Origin of the sequence: Methylobacterium sp. 37f, from assembly GCF_023093475.1 — a bacterium.
GTDB lineage: Bacteria > Pseudomonadota > Alphaproteobacteria > Rhizobiales > Beijerinckiaceae > Methylobacterium.
The window spans coordinates 71510-95663 of the sequence record NZ_JAGHKN010000011.1; the positions used below are offsets into that span (position 1 = coordinate 71510).

Annotated in this window: 17 protein-coding genes; 13 read left to right on the forward strand and 4 right to left on the reverse strand. The window is 69.5% G+C overall.

Annotation, left to right across the window (positions count from 1 at the left end):
* Window positions 1-18: 18 nt before the first annotated feature.
* From J7U37_RS09770 to J7U37_RS09810, 9 genes are read left to right on the forward strand one after another with little or no spacing between them, the layout of a single operon-like run.
* Window positions 19-1203: a methyltransferase domain-containing protein gene (locus tag J7U37_RS09770; protein ID WP_247635592.1), complete on the forward strand. Its 1185-nt coding sequence runs from the start codon at window positions 19-21 to the stop codon at window positions 1201-1203.
* Window positions 1203-2204 carry a Gfo/Idh/MocA family oxidoreductase gene (locus tag J7U37_RS09775; protein WP_247635636.1) on the forward strand — a complete coding sequence of 334 codons (1002 nt, stop codon included), beginning with the start codon at window positions 1203-1205 and terminating at the stop codon, window positions 2202-2204. The genes J7U37_RS09770 and J7U37_RS09775 overlap by 1 nt, the downstream gene beginning before the upstream one ends.
* A 19-nt stretch (window positions 2205-2223) precedes the next feature.
* Window positions 2224-3813 carry a YcaO-like family protein gene (locus J7U37_RS09780; RefSeq protein ID WP_247635593.1) on the forward strand — a complete coding sequence of 530 codons (1590 nt, stop codon included), beginning with the start codon at window positions 2224-2226 and terminating at the stop codon, window positions 3811-3813.
* Entirely contained in the window at window positions 3810-4655 is an 846-nt protein-coding gene (locus J7U37_RS09785) for a sugar phosphate isomerase/epimerase family protein (protein ID WP_247635594.1), read from the forward strand. Before J7U37_RS09780 ends, J7U37_RS09785 begins: the two co-directional genes overlap by 4 nt.
* Window positions 4652-5875 carry a glycosyltransferase family 4 protein gene (locus J7U37_RS09790; RefSeq protein WP_247635595.1) on the forward strand — a complete coding sequence of 408 codons (1224 nt, stop codon included), beginning with the start codon at window positions 4652-4654 and terminating at the stop codon, window positions 5873-5875. Before J7U37_RS09785 ends, J7U37_RS09790 begins: the two co-directional genes overlap by 4 nt.
* A 4-nt stretch (window positions 5876-5879) precedes the next feature.
* Window positions 5880-6644: a PIG-L family deacetylase gene (locus J7U37_RS09795; protein WP_247635596.1), complete on the forward strand. Its 765-nt coding sequence runs from the start codon at window positions 5880-5882 to the stop codon at window positions 6642-6644.
* Window positions 6634-7341: a uracil-DNA glycosylase gene (locus J7U37_RS09800; protein WP_247635597.1), complete on the forward strand. Its 708-nt coding sequence runs from the start codon at window positions 6634-6636 to the stop codon at window positions 7339-7341. Before J7U37_RS09795 ends, J7U37_RS09800 begins: the two co-directional genes overlap by 11 nt.
* A gap of 57 nt (window positions 7342-7398) precedes the next feature.
* Window positions 7399-8487 (forward strand): lysylphosphatidylglycerol synthase domain-containing protein, encoded by a 1089-nt coding sequence (locus tag J7U37_RS09805; RefSeq protein ID WP_247635598.1) that lies wholly within the window; start codon window positions 7399-7401, stop codon window positions 8485-8487.
* Window positions 8488-8515: 28 nt separating this feature from the next.
* On the forward strand, window positions 8516-9796 hold the full coding sequence (locus J7U37_RS09810; protein ID WP_056179630.1) for an ATP-binding protein: 1281 nt from the start codon (window positions 8516-8518) through the stop codon (window positions 9794-9796).
* 4 nt (window positions 9797-9800) lie between these two features.
* Here the strand turns inward: J7U37_RS09810 and J7U37_RS09815 are convergent, their stop codons facing one another.
* Window positions 9801-11270, reverse strand: coding sequence for an AMP nucleosidase (locus J7U37_RS09815; protein WP_210166826.1), 1470 nt, complete (start codon window positions 11268-11270; stop codon window positions 9801-9803).
* 297 nt (window positions 11271-11567) lie between these two features.
* Between J7U37_RS09815 and J7U37_RS09820 the strand changes: the two genes are divergently transcribed.
* Both J7U37_RS09820 and tsaA read left to right on the forward strand, forming a co-directional pair.
* Window positions 11568-13958, forward strand: coding sequence for an EAL domain-containing protein (locus J7U37_RS09820; RefSeq protein ID WP_247635599.1), 2391 nt, complete (start codon window positions 11568-11570; stop codon window positions 13956-13958).
* Between the two features lie 118 nt (window positions 13959-14076).
* Window positions 14077-14571 (forward strand): tRNA (N6-threonylcarbamoyladenosine(37)-N6)-methyltransferase TrmO, encoded by a 495-nt coding sequence (gene tsaA, locus J7U37_RS09825; RefSeq protein ID WP_056484238.1) that lies wholly within the window; start codon window positions 14077-14079, stop codon window positions 14569-14571.
* 28 nt (window positions 14572-14599) lie between these two features.
* On the opposite strand, the gene J7U37_RS09830 is transcribed toward tsaA, so the two are convergent.
* From J7U37_RS09830 to J7U37_RS09840, 3 genes are read right to left on the reverse strand one after another with little or no spacing between them, the layout of a single operon-like run.
* Entirely contained in the window at window positions 14600-17707 is a 3108-nt protein-coding gene (locus J7U37_RS09830; protein WP_247635600.1) for an efflux RND transporter permease subunit, read from the reverse strand.
* Between the two features lie 58 nt (window positions 17708-17765).
* Window positions 17766-18842 carry an efflux RND transporter periplasmic adaptor subunit gene (locus tag J7U37_RS09835; protein ID WP_247635601.1) on the reverse strand — a complete coding sequence of 359 codons (1077 nt, stop codon included), beginning with the start codon at window positions 18840-18842 and terminating at the stop codon, window positions 17766-17768.
* Window positions 18839-19987: an efflux RND transporter periplasmic adaptor subunit gene (locus tag J7U37_RS09840; protein WP_247635602.1), complete on the reverse strand. Its 1149-nt coding sequence runs from the start codon at window positions 19985-19987 to the stop codon at window positions 18839-18841. The genes J7U37_RS09835 and J7U37_RS09840 overlap by 4 nt, the downstream gene beginning before the upstream one ends.
* A gap of 204 nt (window positions 19988-20191) precedes the next feature.
* Between J7U37_RS09840 and J7U37_RS09845 the strand changes: the two genes are divergently transcribed.
* Window positions 20192-20767, forward strand: coding sequence for a TetR/AcrR family transcriptional regulator (locus J7U37_RS09845; RefSeq protein ID WP_247635603.1), 576 nt, complete (start codon window positions 20192-20194; stop codon window positions 20765-20767).
* A 387-nt stretch (window positions 20768-21154) separates the two neighbouring features.
* Window positions 21155-24145, forward strand: a complete 2991-nt coding sequence (locus J7U37_RS09850) for a PAS domain-containing protein (protein WP_247635604.1) — start codon at window positions 21155-21157, stop codon at window positions 24143-24145.
* Window positions 24146-24154: the final 9 nt, after the last annotated feature.

Consider the following 24154-nt stretch of genomic DNA (forward strand, 5'->3'; position numbering starts at 1 on the left):
CCGTACGGGCGCTTCAGCATGATCCCGTTCGACCTCCGCTCGCCGGACAGCGGCGAGCCCCTCAAGGCCGACACGCCGCACTCGCTGCGCGAGGCCCAGAGCGGCGCGCGCTGGCCGGTGATCGACGGCATTCCCTATCTCAGGGCCAACCGCGCCGATCTCGTCGCCCAGACCTTGAAGCTGCTCGATGCCGGTGACGTGAACCTGGCCCTCGAAGGTCTGCTCGCCGACCAGGACGATTGGTGGACCGGCCCACCGGCCGATCCGCTCGATCTGCATGAGCTGATCCGCGAGCGCGACACCCGTTCGCTACGCGATGCGGTGCGCCTGCTCGGCTGGGGCCGGGTCGGCGATTACTTCTTGCATCGCTGGACCGATCCGACGTTCCTAGCCGGTCTGACGCTCCTCGAAGCGCATTGGAACGACCCCATCTGCGTGTTCGAATTCGCCTGCGGCATCGGCCACTACCTGCGCGAGTTCCAGACCCGGGGCGTCAAGGTCGCGGGCGCCGACGTCGTGTTCGCCAAGCTCTGGGTCGCCCGGCACTGGGTGGTCGGCAAGTCGGCCCAGCTCGTCTGTTTCGACGCCCATTCTCCGCACTGGCCGATCCCGGGCGCGCCGATCGACCTCGTGGTCTGCAACGACGCCTTCTACTTCCTCGACCGCAAGGCCGAGGTGCTGGAATGCCTGCGCCAGAACGCCGGCGACGACGGCTGGCTGGCGTTCAGCCACATTCACAACAGCGACCGCCCCGGCTTCTCCGCCGGCCGCGCCGTCTCGGCCGCCGAGATCGACGACCTGTTCCCCGACGGTCTCGTCTACGACGACGACGAACTGACCCGCGCCCTGGTGGAGCGGCGCGCGCCGCATCCGCGCAGCCCGCACGACCTCACCGGCTGCGAGGCCTTCTCGGTGGTGGCCGGCCCCGGCATGCGCCCGGCGCCGCGCGCGGTGATCGACGGCATCGCCATGCCGCGCCCCGGCCGGTCGCTGCACCTGAACCCGCTCTACGGTTCGGAGTCCGGGGATCGCCACGCCATCCGGTGGCCGTCCGAGCGCTACGAGGCCGAGTACGCGGCGCGCGCCACCTACCCGAAAGTCTTCGACGGACCCGAGGCCATCGACTGGCAAGGCGGATCCGAGGCGCCGGAGAGCACCGAGGTGCGCGACCGGACCTATGTCGACCTGCCGGAGCGCTGGTGATGGAGCCCGTCCGCTGGGGCATCGTCGGCTACGGCTGGGTCGCGCGCGACTACATGGCGCCCGGTATCCGGGCCGCCGGCCATCGCCTCGTCGCCGTCGCCGATCCGGGCGAGGCGTCGCGCGCGGCGGCCGAGGCCGAGGGGGCACGGGCCTATGCCGATCTCGCCGACCTGGTGAACGACCCCGAGATCGAGGCGGTCTACGTCGCGACGCCGAACCACCTCCACCGCGCCGCGATCGAGGCGCTTGCCGGTTCCGGCAAGGCCATCCTGTGCGAGAAGCCGATGGCGGCCTCGCTCGACGATGCTGAAGCCATGGTGGAGGCTCTGCGCGGCAGGGACACCTTCTACGGCACCGCCTTCGACCAGCGCCACCACCCGGCCCACCGCGCCCTGCGCGAGGCCATCCGGGCGGGCCGCCTCGGCACGGTGACGGCGATCCGCATCGTCTATGCCTGCTGGCTGCCGCGCGCCTGGACCTCCTTCACGGGCCAGGACAACTGGCGCATCGACCCGGCCAAGGCCGGCGGCGGCGCCCTGATGGATCTCGCTCCGCACGGCCTCGACCTCGTGGACTTCCTCCTCGACGAGTCGATCCACGATCTCGCCGCCCTGACCCAGGCGCGGGCACAGGATTATGCCGTCGACGACGGCGCGCTGCTGATCGGGCGCACGCCCTCGGGCGTGCTCGCCAACCTCCATGTCGCCTATAACTGTCCGGACGCCCTGCCGCGCCGGCGCCTCGAAGTCACCGGCACGAACGGTCTGCTCACCGCCGTCGATACGATGGGACAGGTGGCGGGCGGGACGCTGTCGTTCACCGACGGGTCAACCGGCGCATCCGACACTCTGCCCTTCGACGGGGCGGCGTCGCCCTTCCTGGAGCAGGTGAAGGCCTTCGGATCGGCGCTGCGCCGGCCGCAGGAGCGCGAGGCCTACAGTGCGGCGCGCGACCTTCACACCATGCGATTGCTGGCCCGCGCCTACGCCGCGTCGGCCTGAACAACGGAAACGCACCACCGTGAACGAGCAGGACCAGGACGACCGCGCCCGCCACAGCCGGATCAAGGCGCCGCGCGCCTACACTTATGGCGGTCCCCGCCGGATCGAGGGCCTGCCGAGCGCCCTGCCCGAGCCGGTGCGGGCCTATCTCGACATCCTGCCGGAGGGCCGCATCGTCGGCTTCCCCCTGGCGCCCCTCGACCGGACCGGTATCCCGGTCTGGTTCGTGTCGCTGTTCCTCGACGACCCGTTCTTCGTCGGCGCGATGCCGAGCGGCATCGGCTACGGCGCCACCGACGACGAGGCGATCATCGGCGCGGTGGCGGAAATCGCCGAGAACCTGATGCCGTCGCTGGCCGTGATGCCGCGCAAGAAGGAGCGGGCCAGCTACGACGACCTCGTGCGGGTCTACGGCGCCGGTGCCGTCGCCGATCCCCTCACCCTGTGCCTGCCCGCCGGCAGCCCGGTCGGACGCGGGACCACGCTCGAATGGACGGCGAGTCTGCGCGCCCGCACCGGTGAAACGGTGCTGATGCCGCTCGACATCGCCGCCACCGATTATTTCGAGCTGTCGGAGGGCTACAAGCCCTTCACCAACCTGATCACCAACGGGCTCGGCGCCGGTCCGGACGTCGATTTCGCCCTCGGGCACGGACTGCTCGAATTGCTCCAGCGCGACGGCAACGGCCTGCTGTTCCGCGCCCTCGACCAGGGCGTGGTGCTCGACCTGTCGGACGGGCTCGGACCCGAGACGCGGGGGATGCTCGACCGGCTCGAGTCGCTTGGGATCAAGGCCCTGCCGAAATTCGCCACCGACCAGTTCGGCCTGACCAACCTGTACGTCGTCGGCTACGACCGGAATCTCGCCGATACGCCGGTGCCGATCGCGCTCTCGGCCTGCGGCGAGGCCTGCGACCCGGACCGCGAGCGGGCGTTGCGCAAGGCACTTCTCGAATTTCAGGCCGCCCGCGTGCGCAAGGCCTTCGGCCACGGGCCGCTGGCCTTCGCCGAGCAGGTGACGCCGCCGGGCTACGTCAAGGCCTTCATCGACAAGGCCCTGCCGAGCCTCGACCTGGAGGAGAGCCGCGCCCTCAAGGCGATGCTCGAATGGATCGTGCAGCCGCCGGAAGGCATTGCCGCCACCTTACGCGACACCGTCTATTCCGAGCGTGCGACCAAGCGCTTTACCGATCTGCCGACCACGGAAGTGCCGGACGGGCATGCGCGTGGCCGCATCGCCCGCGAGCGCCTGGAACAGGCCGGCTTCGACGTGCTCTACGTCGATTGCTCGCCGCCGGGCGGTCGCGTCGGCGTGGTCAAGGCGATCGTGCCGGGGCTCGAGGTCGAGACCATGAGCTATCACCGCATCGGCGAGCGCAATACGCAGAAGCTCATCGAGCGCGACCATCCGCTGATCCGCTTCGGCGAAGCCACCGACACCCTCAAGCCCGTGCGCCTCACCCCGGAGGCCATCGAGCGCTTCGGCGGGCAGCCGCTGTTCGACACCGCGCTCGCCGACCGCATCGTCGGCTCGCATTACCCGCTCTACCGCGAGCCGGAATCGCACCACGCGCCGTTCCGGCTGGCCCAGCAGGGACGCGGCGCATGAGCCTGCGCTTTGCCTACAACACCAACGGCACCGCCAATCACCGCCTCGACGACGCGATCGATCTCATCGCGGAAGCCGGTTACCAGGGCGTGGCGCTGACCCTCGACATCCACCACCTCGATCCCTTCGCCGAGAACTGGGTGCAGGAGGCACAGCGGGTGTCGAGCCGGCTGCAGCGCCTCGGCCTCGGTTCGGTGATCGAGACCGGCGCCCGCTTCCTCCTCGACCCCCGCGCCAAGCACGAGCCGACCCTGGTCAGCGGCGATGCCGCGGACCGTGCCCGGCGCATCGGCTTCCTCAAACGCGCCATCGACATCGGGGCCATCCTGCATTCCGAGGCCGTCTCGTTCTGGGCAGGCGTCACGAAGCCCGGCATCGATCGGGCGGACGCGGAAGGCTGGCTGCGCGAGAGTCTGGCCGAGGTGGTCGCCTACGCCGCCGAGCAGAACGTGGTCGCCTGCCTGGAGCCCGAGCCCGGCATGCTGATCGAGACCCTCGATGATTTCGATGCCCTCGACGTGCCGGGCTTGAGGCTCGCCCTCGACACCGGTCACTGCCTCGTGACCGGCGAGCGCGACCCGGCCGTCGCCGTGAGCGAATTCGCCGACCGCATCGGCACCGTGGCGATCGAGGACATGGCCCGGGGCATCCACATCCACCTGCCCTTCGGCGAGGGCGACATGGATGTCCCCTCCGTGCTCGCCGCCCTCGACGCGATCCACTTCGAAAAACTCGTCTGCGTCGAGCTCTCCCGCGAGAGCCACCGGGCCGACCTGATGGTGCCGGCCTCCCTCCAGTATCTGCGCGCCTGCCGCAATCCGAACCCGGGAGCCTCTGCGTGAGGATCTGCTTCGTCTCGCGCCGTTACTTCCCGGCGATCTCCGGCATGAGCGTCTACGCGCAGAATCTTTTGCGCGAGTTGGTCGAGGCCGGCCACGACGTCACGATGATCTCGCAATATCGCGGCGACGCCTTCGGTACGCGCGTGTATGGCGGCGGCCCGCCCCCCGCCGTCCCCGGCGTGACCGTGATCGGCCTGGAACAGCTCGGCGAGCAGGAGAGCGGCGATTTCGAGCGCGACATCGACACGATGGTGGCGACCATCGAGGCCGAGCACGCCAAGGCGCCGTTCGACATCCTGCACGCGCAGTACGGCTACCCGACCGGATGGGCGACGCTGCTGGCCTCGCGAAACATCGGCGTGCCCAACGTGGTCTCGATCCAGGGCGGCGACGGCCACTGGGTCGGCTCCTGCTGTGAAACCCACCGGGTCGCGATGTGCGAAGTGCTCGCCCACGCCAACGCCCTCCTGATCGGCGGCGCCTCCTTCGTCGGCGAGGTCTGCGACCGGCTGGGCTCGGACCCGGCCCGCTTCACCATCGTGCCGGGGGCCGTCGACACCGCGCGTTTCACGCCCGGACCCGGCGGGCATGACGGCCCGGTCCGATTGTTCTACCACGGCCGCGTCGACCGCCGGAAAGGCGTCCTCGACCTTATCGACGCCCTCGCCCTGCTGCGCGACCGGGCCATTCCGTTCGAGGCCGTCATCTCGGGCATCGGGCCGGACGTCGATTCGTCACAAGCCCGCGCCGCCGAACTGAACTTCTCGGAGACGGCCATCCGGTTCACCGGCTACGCCGATTACGACACGGTGCCGGAACTCTACCGGGCGGCGGACGTGTTCGTGTCCCCGACCTATGCGGAAGGATTCTCCAACACGATCCTGGAAGCGATGGCGGCCGGGCTCGCGGTGGTGTCGACCCACTCGGTCGGCGTCTCGGATTGCCTCCGCGACGGCGAGAACGGCCTCATGGTCCAGCCCGGTGACGTGCCGGCCCTGGCCGAAGCCCTGGGTCGGATCATCGAGGACGCCCCCCTGCGCCGGCGCCTCGCCGAAGACGGGCTCGCCGAGTGCCGCCGGGTCTATTCCTGGCGCGCGGTCGGGCGGCAGATCATGGACGCGTACGCGCGCGTGGTGAACGAGCGCCCGGCGACCGATTTCCCGACGACGCTGCCGCACGACCCGTCCTGCCGCTTCCGCGCCGAACCGCACCTGCTCTGAGCCGATGCCGACCGCGCTCGCCCTGTCGCCGCATCTCGACGACGCCGCCTTCTCCTGCGGTGGGCTGCTCCATGGCCTTGGCCAAGCGGGCTGGCGCGTGGAGACCGTGACGGTGTTCACCGCCTCGGTGGGGAACCCGACCGGCTTCGCCCTCGCCTGCCAGACGGACAAAGGGCTCGGACCCGAGATGGACTACATGGACCTGCGCCGGGCCGAAGATGTGGCGGCCATCGCTGCCCTTTCGCTGGCTCCCCCGCGCCATTGGCCCTTCCGGGAGGCCCCGCATCGCGGCTATGCTTCGGCGCCCGAGCTGTTTGGCGACGTGCGGGGCGATGACGGGATCGTGCCCGACCTGACCCGAGCCATTCGCATCTTGATCGCCGAGACGGCGCCGGATCTCATTCTGGCGCCCCAGGCGATCGGTGGCCATGTCGATCACCTCCAGGTGGTCCGCGCTCTCGACGCGGCCGAGCCGGTCGCACCGATCCTGTGGTGGCGCGATTTCCCCTATACGATCCGTGACCAGACCCCGAAGGAACCCCTGCGGGCGCGCTTTGCCGGCCTGCCGGAAGTGGAAGCTCGGTCCGGCCCCGAGGGCCGCGCGGCCAAGGGCGCGGCCTGCGCCGCCTACGCGACGCAGCTCGGCTTCCAGTTCGGCGGCCCGGAAGGCCTGGCCCGGCGCCTGGAGCAGGAAGGCGGCCTGGAACGCTTTCGCCTGGAGGGCGATCTGCCGGCAACGCTCGGGCGCCTCGTCGCCAATGTCGTCTGAGGCACCGGACCATCCGAAGTCCCTGCGGGACCCGGCCGTTCTCGCGGCTCGAAGGACGCTTCTCGCACGTCCGCATATCGCCCCGATCCGGGCTCTGGCCGAGCGGATCGCACGGGAGCGGAGCGCGGAGGTTCCGGACCCGGACCCCCTCGACGGCGGCGTCGAGGCCCGGTTGCTGCTCCTGCTGGAGACGCCGGGGCCGGCGATCCGCGGCACGGGCCTGGTTTCGCGCGACAATCCCACCGGCACCGCCGCCAACCTGTTCCGCTTCCTCGCCGAGGCCGGTCTGCCCCGGCGCGACACCCTGATCTGGAACACGATTCCGTGGGTGATCCACGCACCCGGAGCGCTGAACCGGTCCCCGCGCCGCTCGGAGATCCGTCAGGCGGCGCCGTATTTAGCGCCCCTGCTGGACTGCCTTCCGCGCCTGCGCGTCGTCGTGCTCTCCGGGCGGGTCGCGGGCCTCATGCATGGGGACCTCGCCGCCCTGCGGCCCGACCTGACGGTGGTGGCGATTCCCCATCCGAGCCCGACCTATGTCTGCACCGCGCCGAGCGTCACCGCGCGCATCCGGGCCGGACTGGCCGAGGCACGGGCCTGCATCGCCGGTGGGCATTGCGCCTCTCTCGCTGGCAATTGCCCGCCGATGCCCCTAAATGCGGGCAACGGGCCGTGGTCCGGCACAAGCTCGGGATGACCCATGCCGCCGACGAGGCCGAGCGAGGGAAGCCCAGCGGAGGCGGACGCCGACACGATGAACTTTGCGAGACAGCAGAAGCAGATCGAGACGGCCGAGGTGCTCGCGCCCGAAGCCTCGCCGATCGACGGGGTGGCGGCCGAGGCGCCGAAGGGTGGCCTGCGCGGCCGCTACGCCTGGCTCGGTACCATCGCCAGCCTCGCCATCCTCGCAGGCTCGCTGTTCGTCCTGTGGAAGCTCGTCCAGACGGTGACCTGGGCCGAGATGCACGCGGCCTTCACCGGCGCATCGGGGGAACAGCTCAGCCTCGCTTTCCTGTTCGTTGCCATCAGTTACCTCTTCCTGACCTGCTACGACGCCCTGGCGCTGCGGCAGCTCAAGCTCAAGGTGCCGTACCGAACCACGGCCCTGGCCTCGTTCACCAGCTACGCGGTCAGCTTCACCCTCGGCTTCCCGCTCCTGACGGCCGGGACGATCCGCTACTGGATCTACTCCAGCAAGGGGCTGGGGGCCGCCAAGATCGCCGCCCTCACGGTGATCGCCGGCTTCACCTTCTGGCTCGGCATGGGCGTCGTCCTCGGCCTCAGCCTGATCGCGGAGGCAGGCCAGCTCGCCGCCCTCACCTTCACCAGCATCGCGCTGAACCAGGGCGTCGGTTTCGGGGCGCTCGTCGCCGTGGTGGCCTACCTGCTCTGGGTCTCGATGAAGCGTCGCCACGTGCGGGTGAAGAGCTGGCGCCTGGAACTGCCCGGCGCTTCGGTCTCCCTGAGCCAGATGGTGGTGGGGATCGGCGATGTCTGCGCGGCGGCCGCCACCCTCTACGTGCTGCTGCCGGCGGGCACCTCCATCGGCTTCACCACCTTCGTGGCGATCTACGTCCTGGCGGCGATGCTCGGGATCGCGTCGAACGCGCCCGGCGGCATCGGGGTGTTCGAGGCGACGGTCCTGCTGGCGCTGTCGAGCCTGCCGCGCGACCAGGTGCTCGGGTCGCTGCTGCTGTTCCGGGTCTGCTACTATCTCGTGCCCTTCGTCATCGCGCTGGCCATGCTCACCGTGTTCGAGATCGTGAAGCGGTCGCGCGACGCCAAGGCGAGCCGCGAGATCGAGAGCGCACGCGAGACGGCCACGCGCGATCTCGGGGCCTGACGCAGGTCCATCGTTCCGGAGGGTCTGAATGGCACGCGGCATGCGCCGATCGGCCTGGAGTGCCGCGGCCCTGACGGCGATCGGGATCGGCCTCGTCTCCTTCGCGCGCGGAACCCTGGACTGGCCGATGGTCGCCGCCTCCCTCGCCGCGGCGGGGCTCGCAGGGTTCATCGGCAGTCTCGGCCGTGCCCCGATCATCCGGGCGCCGGAGAGTATCGCCGCCTCGCGGCATTCGGTGGCGGAGGCGCTGCTCGCCAACATCCCCGATCCCGTCATCCTGGTCGACCGCCGCGCGGTGGTAATCGAGGTCAATCCGGCCGCCCGAGCCCTGTTGCCGGCCCTGAAGCTGCGCCACCCGCTCTCCTTCGCCTTGCGCGCGCCCGACGTCCTCGACGGCATCGAGGAGGTTCTGCGCAACGGCGCCTCGCTCAAGACGCTCTACACCACCCGCGTACCGACCGAGCGCGCCTTCGAGGTGCAGATCGGTGCCCTGCCGATGCCCGACGGGGTGGTGGGCGGCCAGCCCAACGTGGTGCTGTTCCTGCGCGACCTGACCTCGGCGCGGCGCCTGGAGGCGATGCGGGTCGATTTCGTCGCCAATGCCAGCCACGAGTTGCGCACGCCGCTGGCCTCGCTGCTCGGCTTCATCGAAACGCTGCAGGGTCCGGCCCGCAACGACCCTCCGGCCCGCGAGCGCTTCCTCGGCATCATGAAGACGCAGGCGCAGCGCATGGCGCGCCTCGTCGACGACCTCCTGTCGCTGTCGCGGATCGAGCTGCGCGAGCACGTGGCGCCGACCCGGCCGGTGGACCTGACCCGGATCGCCCGCGAGATGGTCGACACGCAGGGGCCGTTGGCACGGGACCGCGGCGTCGCGCTGACCATCGAGGCCGAGGGCGCCTTCCCCATCCTGGGTGAGCGCGACGAACTGCTTCGGGTGGTGGAGAACCTGATCGAGAACGCGGTGAAGTACGGCGGCGGGGGCGGTCACGTGGCGGTCGCGCTCCGGCGCCACACCGATCCGGCGAGCGGCCGGGCCAACGTCGAGCTCAGCGTCCGCGACCAGGGCCGGGGCATCGCGGCCGAGCACATCCCCCGCCTGACCGAGCGCTTCTACCGGGTCGATGTCGCCTCGAGCCGCGACCAGGGCGGCACCGGCCTCGGCCTCGCCATCGTCAAGCACATCGTCAACCGCCACCGCGGCCGCCTCGTCATCGAGAGCGTCCCCGACGAGGGCACCACGGTGCGGGCGCTGTTTCCGGATTACCAGCCAGCGGCACTTCCCGAGCCAACGATCGAGCCGGCCTGAAGCGCTATCGGAACGGCGGCTCGTCGAAGCTGCGCAGCTTGCGCGAATGCAGGCCGTGGCGCTCCGCCCTCAGATTGTCGAGGGCGGCGAGCCCGATGAGCAGGTGCTCGGCCACCGCGCGCTCGTAGAAGGCGTTGGCCGCACCCGGCAGCTTGATCTCGCCATGCAGCGGCTTGTCCGAGACGCACAGAAGCGTGCCGTAGGGAACCCGCAGGCGGTAGCCCTGGGCCGCGATCGTCCCGCTCTCCATGTCGACGCCGATGGCGCGGGACAGGTTGATGCGCCGGCGCTCCTGGCTGAAGCGCAGCTCCCAGTTGCGATCGTCGTAGGTGACGACCGTGCCGGTGCGCAGGCGGCGCTTCAGGTCCTCGCTGGTCTCGCCGGTGACCTGAGCGGCCGCCGCCTGGAGGGCGAGTTGCACCTCGGCGAGCGCCGGGACCGGCACGTCGGGCGGCACCAGCTCGTCCAGGATGCGGTCGCGGCGGAGATAGCCGTGGGCGAGCACGTAATCGCCGATGGTCTGCGACTGCCGCAGGCCGCCGCAATGACCGACCATCAGCCAGCAATGCGGGCGCAGCACCGCGAGGTGGTCGGTGATGGTCTTCGCGTTGGAGGGGCCGACACCGATATTCACGAGGGTCGTGCCCTGCTGGCTGCCGTCGGGGCCGCGCGCCACCAGATGGTAGGCGGGCATCTGGTACTTGTGCCAGGGCGAGGCCGCGATCAGCGCCGCGGGGTCGACCGACGCGGCTTCCGCGCGCGAGACCGAGATGCCGCCCGGCAGGATCAGGCGCTCGAAGCCGTCGTCGCCGCGTGCCAGGCGCTCGAGTCCGTGGCGGATGAAGCCGTCGACGTAGCGATGATAGTTGGTCAGCAGGATCCAGGGCTGCACGTCGCCCCAGTCGCTCCCGGTGTAGTGGACGAGGCGGCGCAGCGAGTAATCGGTCCGGATCGCGTCGAAGAGAGCCAGCGGGCGCGGCGCGTCGGGTACGTCGTGCCAGAGCCCGTCGGCGATCTCGTCGCCCACCACCGAGAGCAGCGGCACCGGGAAGTAGGTGGCCAGATCGCGCGGGGTAACGCCGCTGCGGCCGAGATCGGCGCCCGGCTCGATCACGTAGGGATAGGGGATCTCCTGGGCGCTGAGCCCGACTTCGAGGGTCACGGCGTAGTCGCGCACTAGGGGCCGGAGCTGCTCCAGGAGGTAGCCCCGGAAATGCGCCGGCTGGGTCACGGTGGTGGCGTAGGTACCGGGAGCCTGGAGCTTCGCCGTGGCGCGGGACACCTGCGGCATCGGCCCGGCGGGCTGGTAGGTCAGGCGCAGCTCGGGGTAGCGGAACTGAAGCCGTTCCGTCGCGTCCGGCGGGGCTCCCCCGTCGAGGTAGCGCGCGAGGGCCGATTGCAGCGCCTCGATCGCCCCCGCGTGCAGCGCCTCCAGGCGGTCCACGGCGGTCTCGGGATCGGAGACGGACTCCATCGGTCGCAACTCGTCGCGGATCACGGTGCCTCCTGGCCAAACCTTCGGTCCCGGTCCGTCTTACACCCGCGTGTGGCGTGAGGCGACCGACCGGGCGGTCGGGATTCCAGGCTGCTGATTTCAGCTGTGTGACATCAATGACAAAGATGTCGTGCGACGGCTGGTTGGTTGCTTGGCAACCATTTCAATAGGCCGACAAGTCCTTTAACATATGAAAGGCATACATTCCCTCTGCCGGAGCGAAAGCCGAGTCTTGGGTCAGGCGAATTCGACGCCAATAGGGGGAAACCGGCTTCGATGCTCACCGTCATCGGTTGCTTCATCATCGGTAACGACCCCTGGTTGGTCGTGCTGGCAGCAATCATTTGCACCTTGGCCGCCAGCTCTACGATTGCGTTGCTGGTCCATGCGCGTCGGCCGAGGGCCGGATGGCGCAGCGGGTGGGTCGCGATCGCGGCCCTGGCGGGTGGCTCGGGCATCTGGGCGACCCACTTCCTGAGCATGCTGGCCTGCGATCCGGGTTTGGTCACCGGATACACGATTGGCCCGACCGTGCTGTCGCTGGTGCTGGCCGTTCTGGTGACGGGGATCGGTCTCGGAACGGCGGTGTTCTGGGCCGCCCGCGTCGCTCCGCTGGTGGGCGGCGGCATCGTCGGCCTCGGCATCGCGGCGATGCATTACACCGGCATGGCGGGCTACGAGATCGCCGGCCACGTGATCTGGAACGCCCCCCTTGTCGCGGTTTCGATCGCCGTCGGCATCGTGTTCGCCATCGCGGCCCTGTGGATCGGCCTGACCAGCACGCGCACCCGGGGACGGGCCACCGGTGCCGCCCTTCTCGTCGTCGCCATCTGCGCCCACCACCTGATCGGCATGACGGCCGTCACCCTGGTGCCGGACCCGCGGGTGAGCGTGCCGGAAGGGACCGTGCCGGCTCTCTGGCTCGCCCTTCCGGTCGGCCTCGCCAGCCTGACGATCCTCCTCATGGCCTGCACGGCCCTGATCCTGGACCTTCGCGACCGCCAGAGCGCGGTCTATCGCGGACGCCTGCTGAGCCTCGCCAACGCGGCGGTGGATGGCCTCGTCATCTGTGACAAGGCGGTCATCGTCAGCGCCAACGACAGCTTCGCCACGCTGACGGGCATCCAGGCCCGGGACCTGACGGGCCTGCCCCTGTCGCGCTTCTTCCCGGATCGCGACACCCTTCGCGGCCTCGCCGAGCGGGCCGACGAACCGATCGAGGGCAACCTTCACCGCACGGACGGAACCGTCTTGCCGGTCGAGCTGATCATGCGGCCGATCGCCTACGCGAGCACGCCGCACGTGGCGCTGGCGGTGCGCGACCTGACCATGCGCCGGCGGGCCGAGCGCCAGATCCAATTTCTGGTCAGTCACGACCCGCTGACCGGCCTGCCGAACCGGCAGGCCTTCTATGACCGGCTGGACCAGCATCTGCGGCAGGCCGTTCCGGGAGAGCGCCTCGCGCTCCTCTACATCGATCTCGACGGCTTCAAGGAGATCAACGACCTCGTCGGCAACGCCATCGGCGACGTCACGCTGGTGCGGGTGGGCCAGCTCATCGCCGGCCTTCTCGACGAAACCCAGATGGTCGCGCGCGTGGGCAGCGACGAGTTCGCGGTGGTGACGCCGTGCGCCCACGCGGTCACGGCCGGGCGGCTGGCCGAGGAGATCCGGGCCACGCTCCGGGCCGCCTCGGACCGGGCGCCCCAGGGTGAGCCGGTGCCGGCCGCCACGATCGGCATCGCGGTGTTTCCCGACGATGCGCGCGACCGCAACGATCTGGTGAACGCGGCCGACACCGCGCTCCTCCTGGCCAAGACCGAGGGACGCGGCAGCTACCGCTTCTTCGAATCGTCGGTCGGGCAGGATGTGCGCGACCGCCGCATCCTGGAGAAGCACCTGCGCCGCGCCCTGAGCGAGAACCAGCTCCGCCTGGTCTACCAGCCCCAGATCGAGACCCGGACCGAAGCCGTGTTCGGATTCGAGGTGCTCCTGCGCTGGCACCATCCCGCGCGCGGCCTGGTCTCGCCGGCCCTGTTCATCCCCATCGCCGAGGAGAGCGGGTTGATCCGCGAGATCGGCGCCTGGGTCCTGCGCGAAGCCTGCCGGGAGGCCGCGCAATGGGTCGCGCCGCTGACCGTCGCGGTGAACGTGTCCGGCCTGCAGGTCCACGATCCGGCTTTCGCGCCGAGCGTCAAGGCGATCCTGGCCGAGACCGGCCTCGATCCGGCGCGCCTCGAACTCGAGATCACCGAGACGGCCCTGATCCGCGATCCGGTCCGTGCCTCGACCAACCTGCGCCAGCTGAAGGCCCTGGGCCTTCGCATCGCCATGGACGATTTCGGAACCGGGTACTCGTCCCTGTCGAACCTGCGCCTGTTTCCCTTCGACACCATCAAGATCGACGGCTCCTTCATCGCCGCGGTGGATTCGAATCCGCAGGCCGCCGCCATCGTGCGTTCGGTGCTGGGGCTGGGCGCGGGGCTCGGCCTGCCGGTGATTGCGGAGGGTGTCGAGACCGCCGAGGAACTTGCCTTCCTGGGCGCTGAGAACTGCCACGCCGCCCAGGGCTATTTCATCGGGCGCCCCGCCCCGATCAGCGCCTTCGCGCAGCATACGGGGGGATCGCGCGCGGACGCCCACGTCGTCGCCACGGTCGCCGCCTGAAGGAAATCCGCCCCGCGCGTCACCGATCGTCCGGGGACGACTTGCCTTCCGGAGATTTTCCGCTCGAAACCGACGCTCCGCGCCGCGATGCGCAAATCCCGACGAGAAGGCCTGCCGCATGCGCGACGAATCCGGACATCGCCCCGGCGAGACGGCGATCCCGCTGCCTGCGGCCTTCGATGCCGGGCTCTACTTCATCGGCCGCATCCGCACGCCCTGGGCGACGCGTCAGGACTGCCCGAAGAACGGGCTCCAGACCGAGGCGACCTGCACCCTCGCGGTCGACCCGCCCTTCGCGGACGGTCTCCAGAACGTCGAGGGCGCCAGCCACCTCATCGTGCTGTACTGGATGGACGAGGCCGCCCGCGACCTGGCGCTGCAGCGTCCCCGCCATGCGGATGGCAGCCGGGGTACCTTCTCCCTGCGATCGCCCGCGCGCCCGAACCCGATCGCCCTGTCGGTGGTGGAGCTTCTCGGGCGGGACGGCTCGTGCCTGACCGTCCGCGGCCTCGATTGCCGCGACGGCACCCCGCTCCTCGACATCAAGCCCTACTACGCGACGACCGATTCGCGCCCCGGCGCCACGGTGGACCGGGCCGGGACGTCACGGTGAGGCGGAGCACCCGGCGCAGGTCCGGGGATCACCCGGCATGCGCCTCGGGGCCGTGCACCTGCCCGTCGGCCCCGTGGACCCGGCGCGGCGTGCCCTTCGGCGGCGCCTTGATCCGGTACCATCCGACATAGAGGGCGGGCAGGAAGAACAGGGTCAGGAAGGTCGCCGCCAGGATGCCGCCAATCATGGCGTAGGCCATCGGCCCCCAGAACACTTCGCGGGCGATCGGGACGAGGCCGAGGCTGGCCGCCGCCGCGGTCAGCAGGATCGGGCGCATGCGGTGGCAGGTGGCATCGACCACCGCATCCCAGGGCGGCAGCCCGTCGCGCTCGTACTCGTCGATCTGGGTCACCAGGATCACCGAGTTGCGCACGATGATGCCGATCAGCGCCAACACGCCCAGAATCGCCACGAAGCCCATAGGCTTATTGAAGGTGAGCAGCGCGAGGGCGACGCCGATCAGCCCGAGGGGCGCCACGCTCGCCACCAGGAAGAGCTTCTGGAAGCTCTGGAGCTGGATCATCAGGAACATCGCCATGGTGAGGAGCATCACCGGCGCCACGGCGGCGATCGGCCCCTGGCCCTTCGCGCTCTCCTCAACGGCCCCGCCCACCGCCAGGATGTAGCCGTCGGGCAAGGTCTTGCGGAACGCCGTGATCTTCTCGTCGAGCTGGCCCACAACGGTGGCGGGCTGGGTGTCGTCGGCGATCGAGGCCCGCACCGTGATGGTGGGCAGGCGGTCGCGGCGCCAGACGATGGGCTGCTCCAGCTCGTAGCCGATGGTGGCGAAGGCGAGGAGCGGCACCACGCTGCCGTTGGCGAGCGGAACCTGCAGGCTCTGGAGCGTATCGAGGGAGTTTCGCTCCACCGCCTGGGCACGGGCCACCACGTTGACGAGGTAGATCGAGTCCCGCACCTGGGTGATCGCGCGGCCGCCGACGATGCCGTTGAGGATGCCGGCGATGTCCTCCGAGGTGACGCCGAGCTGGCGCGCCTTGTCCTGGATGATGTCGACCTTCAGCACCTTGCCGGGCTCGTTCCAGTCGAAGGTCGGCACGTCGAGATGCGGGTTCGAGCCGACGATGTTGGCGAGGTCCAGGGCGTAGCCGCGCAGGGTCTGGAGGTCGGGTCCGCCGAGGCGGTACTGCACCGGCCGGCCGACCGGGGGGCCGAGATCGAGGGAGTGGATCAGGAAGTCGGTGCCGACGAATTTTTCCCGCGCCAGCGTGTCGAGCTTGGCCTTCATGCGCTCGCGGGCCTCGATCGACTTCGTCTCGATGACGATCTGGCCGAAGAAGGCGTTGCCGAGCTGCTGGTCGAGGGGCAGGTAGAAGCGCACCGCGCCCTGTCCGACATAGGACGACCAGCGCACGATCTCGGGATCGCCCACCAGGGTCGCCTCGAAGCGGTCCATCTGGCTCTTGGTCTCCGCGATGCTGGCGTTCTGCGGCAGCGTCATGTCGACCAGGAGTTCCGGCCGGTCGGAGGACGGGAAGAACTGCTGCTGCACGAAGCCCATGCCGACGATGGCCGCCGCCAGCATGGCCACGCAGGCCATGACGGTGGTCCAGCGCCAGCGCATGGCGCCCAGCAGCATCCCGGTGAAGATCCGCATCGAACGGCTCGGGGCGTCGTGGTCCTTGTGCTTCATCGTCTTCGGCAGGAGCTTCACCCCGATGAGGGGCGCGAACAGGACCGCCACCACCCAGGAAACCAGGAGCGAGGCGGCAATGACCACGAACAGCGAGTAGGTGTACTCGCCCGCCGAGGAGCCGTTGAAACCGATGGGCAGGAAGCCCGCCACGGTGACGAGCGTCCCCGTCAGCATCGGGAAGGCAGTGGAGGTGTAGGCGAAGGTCGCGGCCTTCTTCAGACTATCGCCGACTTCCAGGCGGGCGACCATCATCTCGACGGTGATCATGGCGTCGTCGACGAGGAGGCCGAGGGCGATGATCAGCGCGCCGAGCGAGATGCGCTGGAGCGTGACGCCCATCACCTGCATGACCACGAACACGATGGCGAGCACGAGGGGAATCGACAGCGAGACCACGAGGCCGGCGCGCCAGCCGAGGGAGATAAAGCTGACCGCGAGCACGATCACCACGGCTTCGATCAGGGCCTTGGTGAAGCCGCCGACCGCCTCTTCGACGATCTTGGGCTGATCCGAGACGAGGTGGATGCCGACGCCCACCGGCAATTCGCCCTCGAGCTTGCGCATCCGCTCCTTCAGGTCGTGGCCAAAGGTGAGCAGGTTGCCGGAGGGCTGCATCGCGATGGCGAGGCCGATGGCCGGCTGGCCGTTGAAGCGGAACAGGTCGGTCGGCGGATCGGTGAAGCCGCGCGAGATCTCGGCCACGTCGGAGAGGCGGAAGAAGCGGTCGTTCACCCGCAGGTTGACCGCGCGCAGGCTCTCCTCGGACACGAACTGGCCACCGACCCGGATCGAGACCCGCTCCGGTCCGGCCTGGATCACGCCGGATGGCGCGATGGCATTCTGCGACTGCAGGGTCTTGATCACCGAGTTGGTGTCGAGGCCGAGCCCGGCGAGCTTGCGGGTCGAGAAGTCGAGGTAGATCACCTCGTTCTGGGCACCGAGCAGCTGCATCTTGCCGGCGTTCGGCACCTTCTTCACCTCGGCGCGGACACGCTCGACGTAGTCGCGAAGCTGGCGCTGGGTCACGCCGTCGGCCGTGAAGGCGTAGACGTTGCCGAACACGTCACCGAACTCGTCGTTGAAGAACGGACCCTGAATACCCTGCGGGAAGGTGCCCTGGATGTCGCCGATGCGCTTGCGCACTTGGTAGAAGATCGCCGGGATGGTCTTGGGCGGCGTCGTCTCGCGCAGCTGGACGAACACCGTGGCCTGCCCCGGCGTAGTGTAGCTGCGGCTGAAATCGACGGCATCGATCTGCTGCAGCTCCTTCTCGATCCGCTCGGTGACCTGATCGAGCGTGTCGCTGATGGTGGCCCCCGGCCAGCGCGTCTGCACGATCATGGTCTTGATGGCGAAGGGCGGGTCCTCCTCGCGGCCGAGGCGCTCGTAGGCCAGGAAGCCGGCCACCACGGAGATCAGCATCAGGAACCAGACGAAGGAGCGGTGCTCCAGCGCCCATTCGGAAAGGTTGAAGTTCTTCAAGGTCTTGCTCTCGCCTCAACGGGGTGGCGACGGATGACGGATGGCGGTCGAGACCCGATCAGGGCGCCTGGTCGGACAGGCGCACGGCCTGCCCCTCCTTCAGCGAATGGACGCCGGCCAGCACCACGCGGTCTCCGGCCCCGAGGCCCTCGCCGATGCTGACGCGCTCGCCGTCCCGGCGCGTGACGGTGACGGAGCGCTTGAGGATGCTCTTTCCGTCCGGGGCGACGACCCAGACCGCATCGCGGCCGCCCTCGGTCAGCACCACCGTGGCGGGCAGGTCCACGTGCGGCGGCTCGGCTCTCGCCAGCATCACCGTGAGGGTCGAGCCGAGGCGGAAGGCCGGGGATGGATCGATCAGCGTCATGCGGATGCGCCGCGTGCGCGTGGTCTGGTCGGCGAAGGGTGCGATCTCGCGCACGCGTGCGGTCGCCGTCACATCGGGAGCGCTCTGCAGGGACACGGTGAATTGCGCGTCCGCCGGCATGGTGCCGACCAGTTCCTCCGGGATATCGACCACGGCCTCGCGCTCTTCCGGGCGAGCCAGGGTCGCCACCGCCTGACCCGCGCTGAGAACCTGGCCGACCTCTGCGCTGCGGACCGTGACGACGCCATCGAAATCCGCGTGCAGTTCGGTGTAGCCGATCTGGTCGCGCGCCTTCTGCAGGTTGGCCTCGGCCTGGGCCAGTCGCGCCTGGGCGGTGTCCCGGCTCGCCACGGCGGTATCGAGCTGGGCCTGGGTGACGTTGCCGCCGGCGAGCAGGCGGCGGCGGCGGATCTCCGTCGCGTTGGCGTTCTCCGCCTGCGCCTTGGCATCGGCGAGGTCCGCTTCGGCCCGAGTCAGGGCGAAGCGCGGGACGACCGGATCGAGGGCGGCGATGCGCTGGCCCTTGTGCACGATGTCGCCCACGGTGACGTCGCGGGCGATCATCCGGCCGGCGATCTGGAAGCCGATCTCGGACTGGTAGCGCGGCGCCACGACTCCCGCGAAGGGTCCGAAGACCTGGGCGTCGACGGGCTTGACCACCCGGTACAGCACCGGCCGCACGGGTGGGGGCGCTGCCGGCTCCTCGGCGGCGTGGCAGGCGCCGAGAAGAGCGACGAGCGCGAACGCGCTCCAGAGCGGGCGGGTCATCGCGTCGCCTCGAGGGTCTGCGAAACGGCGACGGTCTGGCCTGGCCGGAGAAGCTGGATCCCCGCGATGACGACCTCCTCGCCGGGCGTGACGCCCTCCTTGAGCGCGATGGTGTTGGGGCCGTAGCGCTCGATCACGACGGCCCTCGGCCGGACGGTCCCGGTCTGGGGATCGCGCACCCAGACCGCCGGGCTGTTCTGCCAGCGATAGAGCGCCGACCACGGCAGGACGATCGCCGGGCGCGGCTGGAATTTGCCGGTGCCGATCACGACGGCCCCGAGGCTCATGGCCTTGGGCGTCTCCTCGAGACCGACCTTGATCCGCACCGTGCCGGAAGCGGCATCGACGCTGGGCGAGATCTCGCGCACGCGACCGACCGCCTTGACGCGCGGGTCGGCCTGCAGCGTCACCTCCACGGTCTTGCTCGCCGGCGGCGCGGCGAGCACCGCTTCGAACACGTTGAAGACGGCGTCGCGCGGCCCGTCCTGCGCCATCACCAGGACGGTCTGGCCCGCCTGAACCACCTGGCCCACCTCGAAGGTGCGACTGAGGACGATGCCGTCCACGCCGGCCTTCAGGTCCGTGTAGGAGTATTGCTCCTCGGCGGTGCCGAGGGCGGCCTGGGCCGAATCGACCGAGGCCTGGGTCGTGCGCAGCTGCTGCTCCGCATCGTCGTAGCTCGGGCGGGTGGTGTAGCCGCTGGCCAGGAGCTGCTCCTGGCGCTTGAAATTCAGCTTGGCCTGGGTCAGCAGCGCATCGGCCGAGGTGAGCGCAGCCTGGGCGTTGTTGAGGTTGGCCCGCTGCTCCTGGGGATCGAGCTTGGCCAGGACCCGATCGGCGGTGACGTGGTCGCCGACCTCCACGAGGCGCTTGGCGATCTTGCCGTTGGTGCGGAAGGCGACATTGACCTGCGACTGGGCCTGGATGTCGCCGGTGAAGATCAGGTCCGAGGCGATGGTGGTCGAGCGGGCGATGGTCGTTCGCACGAGGGCCATGGCCGGGGCGGCGTTCTTCGAGGCGCCTGCGGACGACGCTTCGGTGGCGGCCTCTGCGCCGAGCCCCGGCGACATCGCGGCAGCTGCGATCGCAAGGCCGAGGCCCAGGCCTCCGCGCCAGCGCGGCCAAACGGTCTGCCAACCCACCATTGCGTCCTCGAAACCCAAAAAGCCCCTACCTCGCCTCATCCATATCGTCTATCATACCGACCGTCCAGACGGTTTCTTGCAAAAGCAGATCGGCTCCTGGTTTTCGTAACGCCCCGGTATCTCGTTGAAGTATTCGATCTTTCTGCCATGTGCGGCTTTGATTTGGTATCATCGCGAAACCTTGGCACCTCTGCCGGATGATCGATGATGAAGGCGCGCACCCGCCGCGAAGACCGACCGCTGGTGATCCTGGATGCCGCCGAGCGTCTGATCCGGCGCATGGGCACCCGCACCCTGACGATCGATGCGGTGGCGGCGGAAGCCGCTCTGAGCAAGGGCGGCGTCCTGCATCACTACGCCTCGAAGGATGCGCTGATCTCGGCGCTGGCGGAGCGCAAACTGCGCGAAATCCGTGAGAGCGTGACGGCCCACGAGGCCGAACAGGGGCCCGGACCGGCCGCCCTCCCCCTGGCCCTGATCGCCCATGCGCGACAGATCTATGCCGACGAGGATGGATTTCCCCGGGCGCTCCTGCTGGCTTCTGCCGAGAACCCGGAGGCCTTCGCGGGCTTCAACGCCTTCCTGCGGGACCGCCTGGCCCAGATGGAGGACGTGGCCTGCTGCCCGGGCGCCGGGGCGATGCTGACCTTCGCCACCCTCGGCCTCCTCCTCTCTCGCACGCTCGGCTTCCATTGCCTGGAGGGGGCGGAGCTGGAGAAGCTGTTCGACGCCATGGAGCGCACCGCCAGGAGCCTGCCGAAGATCGAAGCGCAGCCCTGAGCGTCTCAGCTTTCCGAGCGTCCGCTTGCGTACATCGATGAGCGAGAGACGCCGCTGACGGTCCTTCCGTATTGAGTCAGACGAAGCCGGCCGATGGCATGCCGCGGAGCAGGCAGGGCAAGAATGATCGCAAGGATGAGGGCCAAGCCTTCACCATGATCGATACTTTCGCAGTGCCGCGCGACGTCCCCCGAACCTACGCGACGCCGTTCCGAAGGCCGGGAATGATTTCGTCTCCGCGAAATCCGTTCTGCCGAGACCCGGAGAAGCGCTGTACGACCCGGGTCAACGCAGCTATGCCTTGATCATGCCAGCCGGACCGCCCGAGCCGATCGCCCGACGATCCGAGATGCCCAACGGCTGGACCCGATCCGGGATGTCTCGCGCGTGACCGTCTCCCTGGCGTTTCTCGACGCCGGCGGCGTCACGGGTGCCGAAATCCGCACGCACGACTGGTCGGGGACGACATTCGGACCGCCGGAGACTTGGCCGGCGTCCTTGCGCAACACGCTGGCGCTCATGCTCGCCTGTCCCCGGCCGATGTTCCTGGCCTGGGGACCCGACCTGCTCTGCTTCTACAACGACTCCTACCGGCCGATCCTCGGCTATCGCCTGTCGCACGCGCTCGGCCGTCCGTTCCGCGAGGTCTGGGGCAGCATCTGGGACGACATCGGTCCACTGGTGGAGGCCACCCTCGCGGGCGAGCCCCGCACCTTGACCGACATGAAGCTCGATCTCGCCCGCGCAGGACGGGCGGAGGAAAGCTGGTGGTCGTTCACCTACTCGCCCGTCTACGACGATGCCGGCGCGATCAACGGATTGCTCTGCGTCACCGCGGAGACGACCGACCGCGTGCTTGGCGAGGCCGCCCTGCGCGAGAGCGAAGACCATTATCGCCACGCAGTCGAGTTGAACCCGCAGGTGCCCTGGACCTGCGATGCTGCCGGAAACATCACGTCCTACGCGACCCGCTGGCTGACCCTGACGGGACAGGCCCCCGGCGAGCCCCTGGGCGACGGCTGGACCCGGGCGGTGCATCCCGAGGACCTGCCGCGGACCATCGCCGTGTTCGGTGCCTGCATCGCCTCTGGAGACCCGGTGGATGTCGATTACCGCATCCGCCTCGCGTCGGGCGAGCACCGCTGGATGCGGGCCCGCGCCTTTCCGCGCCGGACCGAGGGCGGCGAAATCCTGTGCTGGTACGGCGTGGTCGAGGACATCCACGACCGCAAGCAGGCCGAGACGCGCCTGCGACGGCGCGAGGAGCAGTTGCGGCTGGCCACCGAGGCGGCCGAGATCGGCACCTGGGACCTCGATCCGGTCGGCGGTACGCTGGTCTGGTCGGACCGCACCAAGGCGATGTTCGGCTTTCCCTCCGGCGCGTCGGTGACCCTCGACGACTTCTACGCCACCCTGCACCCCGAGGATCTGGCGGCGACCCGAGCGGCCTTCGCCTCCGCCATCGACCCGGCCCTGCGCACGACCTATGACGCCGAGTACCGCACCATCGGGCGCGACGATCGGCTGGTGCGCTGGGTGGCCGCGAAGGGCCGGGGCGTGTTCGACGAGACCGGGCGCTGCGTTCGGGCCCTCGGGACGGCCATCGACATCACGGCGCGCAAATCCGCCGAGGGCCACCTGCGCTTCCAGATCGCGCTAGCCGACCGCTTGCGCACGGCGGCGAGGCCGCTGGACATCAAGATGATGGCCTCGGCCAGCCTCGGCGCGCATCTGGGTGTCGGCCGGGTCGGTTACGGCCATCTTCAGAACGAGGGCGAGGTCATCTCGGTCGAGCGCGACTGGTGCGACGGGCGCATGCCCTCGCTCGCCGGCGTGGTCCGGGTGCTCGATGCCTTCGGCCCCGCGCTGGTGGTCGAGTTGCGCCAGGGGCAAACCCTGGTCGTCACCGATTGTCGGACGGACCCGCGGACCGCCGAGCCGGCGTTCCAGGCCACCTGGGACAGCATCGGAACGCGGGCGCTGATCGTGGCTCCGATGATGCGAAGCCTGGAATCCGGCGGCCTGTCCCTCGGCGGCGTGTTCTTCGTGCATTCCGACGCGCCGCGCATCTGGACCGACGCGGAGGTCGGGCTGACCATGGAGGTCGCGGCCCGGACCTGGTCGGCCTACGCGCAGGCGGAGGCCGAGGCGGCCCTGCGCGAGTTGAACGCCACCCTTGAGGAGCGCGTGGCGGGACGCACGGCCGAGCTGGAACAGACCCACGAGGCCTTGCGGCAGGCGCAGAAGATGGAGGCGGTGGGCCAGCTCACCGGGGGCGTCGCGCACGACTTCAACAATCTCCTCACCATCATCCGCTCCTCGGTCGACTTCCTGCGTCGGCCGGATCTGCCGGAGGTGCGCAAGAGCCGCTACCTCGATGCCGTCTCCGAGACCGTGGACCGGGCCGCCAAGCTCACCGGCCAGCTGCTCGCCTTCGCCCGGCGCCAGGCCTTGAAGCCCGAGGTGTTCGACGTTCGGGCGCGCCTCATCGTCATCGCCGACCTTCTGGAAACGGTGACGGGCGCCTGTATCCAGGTCGTCACGGCGCTGCCCGAGGAGACCTGCCACATCCGCGCGGATCTCAGCCAGTTCGAGACCGCGCTGATCAATATGGCGGTCAATGCCCGGGACGCGATGGAAGAGCGGGGCACCCTGACCATCCGCCTGGAATGCCGGGCGCCCATGTCACCCCTGCGCGACCAGGGCGGCCAAGCGGACCGGTTCGCCGCGATCTCGCTCAGCGACACCGGCATCGGGATCCCAGCGGATCATCTCGACCGGATCTTCGAACCGTTCTTCACCACCAAGGGCGTGGGCAAGGGCACCGGGCTCGGGCTGTCGCAGGTCTTCGGCTTCGCCAAGCAGTCGGGCGGCGACATCGCGGTCATCAGTACGGTCGGGGCGGGAACGACCTTCACGCTCTACCTGCCGGAAATCGAGCCCGACCAGGTCCCGCCCACGGCCGCCGGCGTGATCGAGCATCCCACCGTGTCGGGGGACGGCCTGCGCGTCCTTCTCGTGGAGGACAACCTGGAGGTGGGCCGTATCGCCCGCCAGATCCTGGAGGATTTCGGCTATCTGCCGACCTGGCACACCGACGCCGAGAGTGCGCTGGCGGATGTGGAGCGTGAAACCACACCCTTCGACATCGTCGTGTCGGACGTGGTCATGCCCGGCATGGGCGGCGTGGCCCTGGCTCAGGAGTTACGGCGCCGCCGGCCGGATCTGCCAGTGCTGCTCGCCTCGGGATACAGCCACATCCTGGCCCAGGAGGACGCGCACGGCTTCGAGCTTCTGCAGAAGCCCTATTCGGCCGAGCAGCTCGGCCGGACGATCAACCGGATCGTCGCACGGCAGGTAGCGCTGTCGGAACCTTAGGCAAGGAAC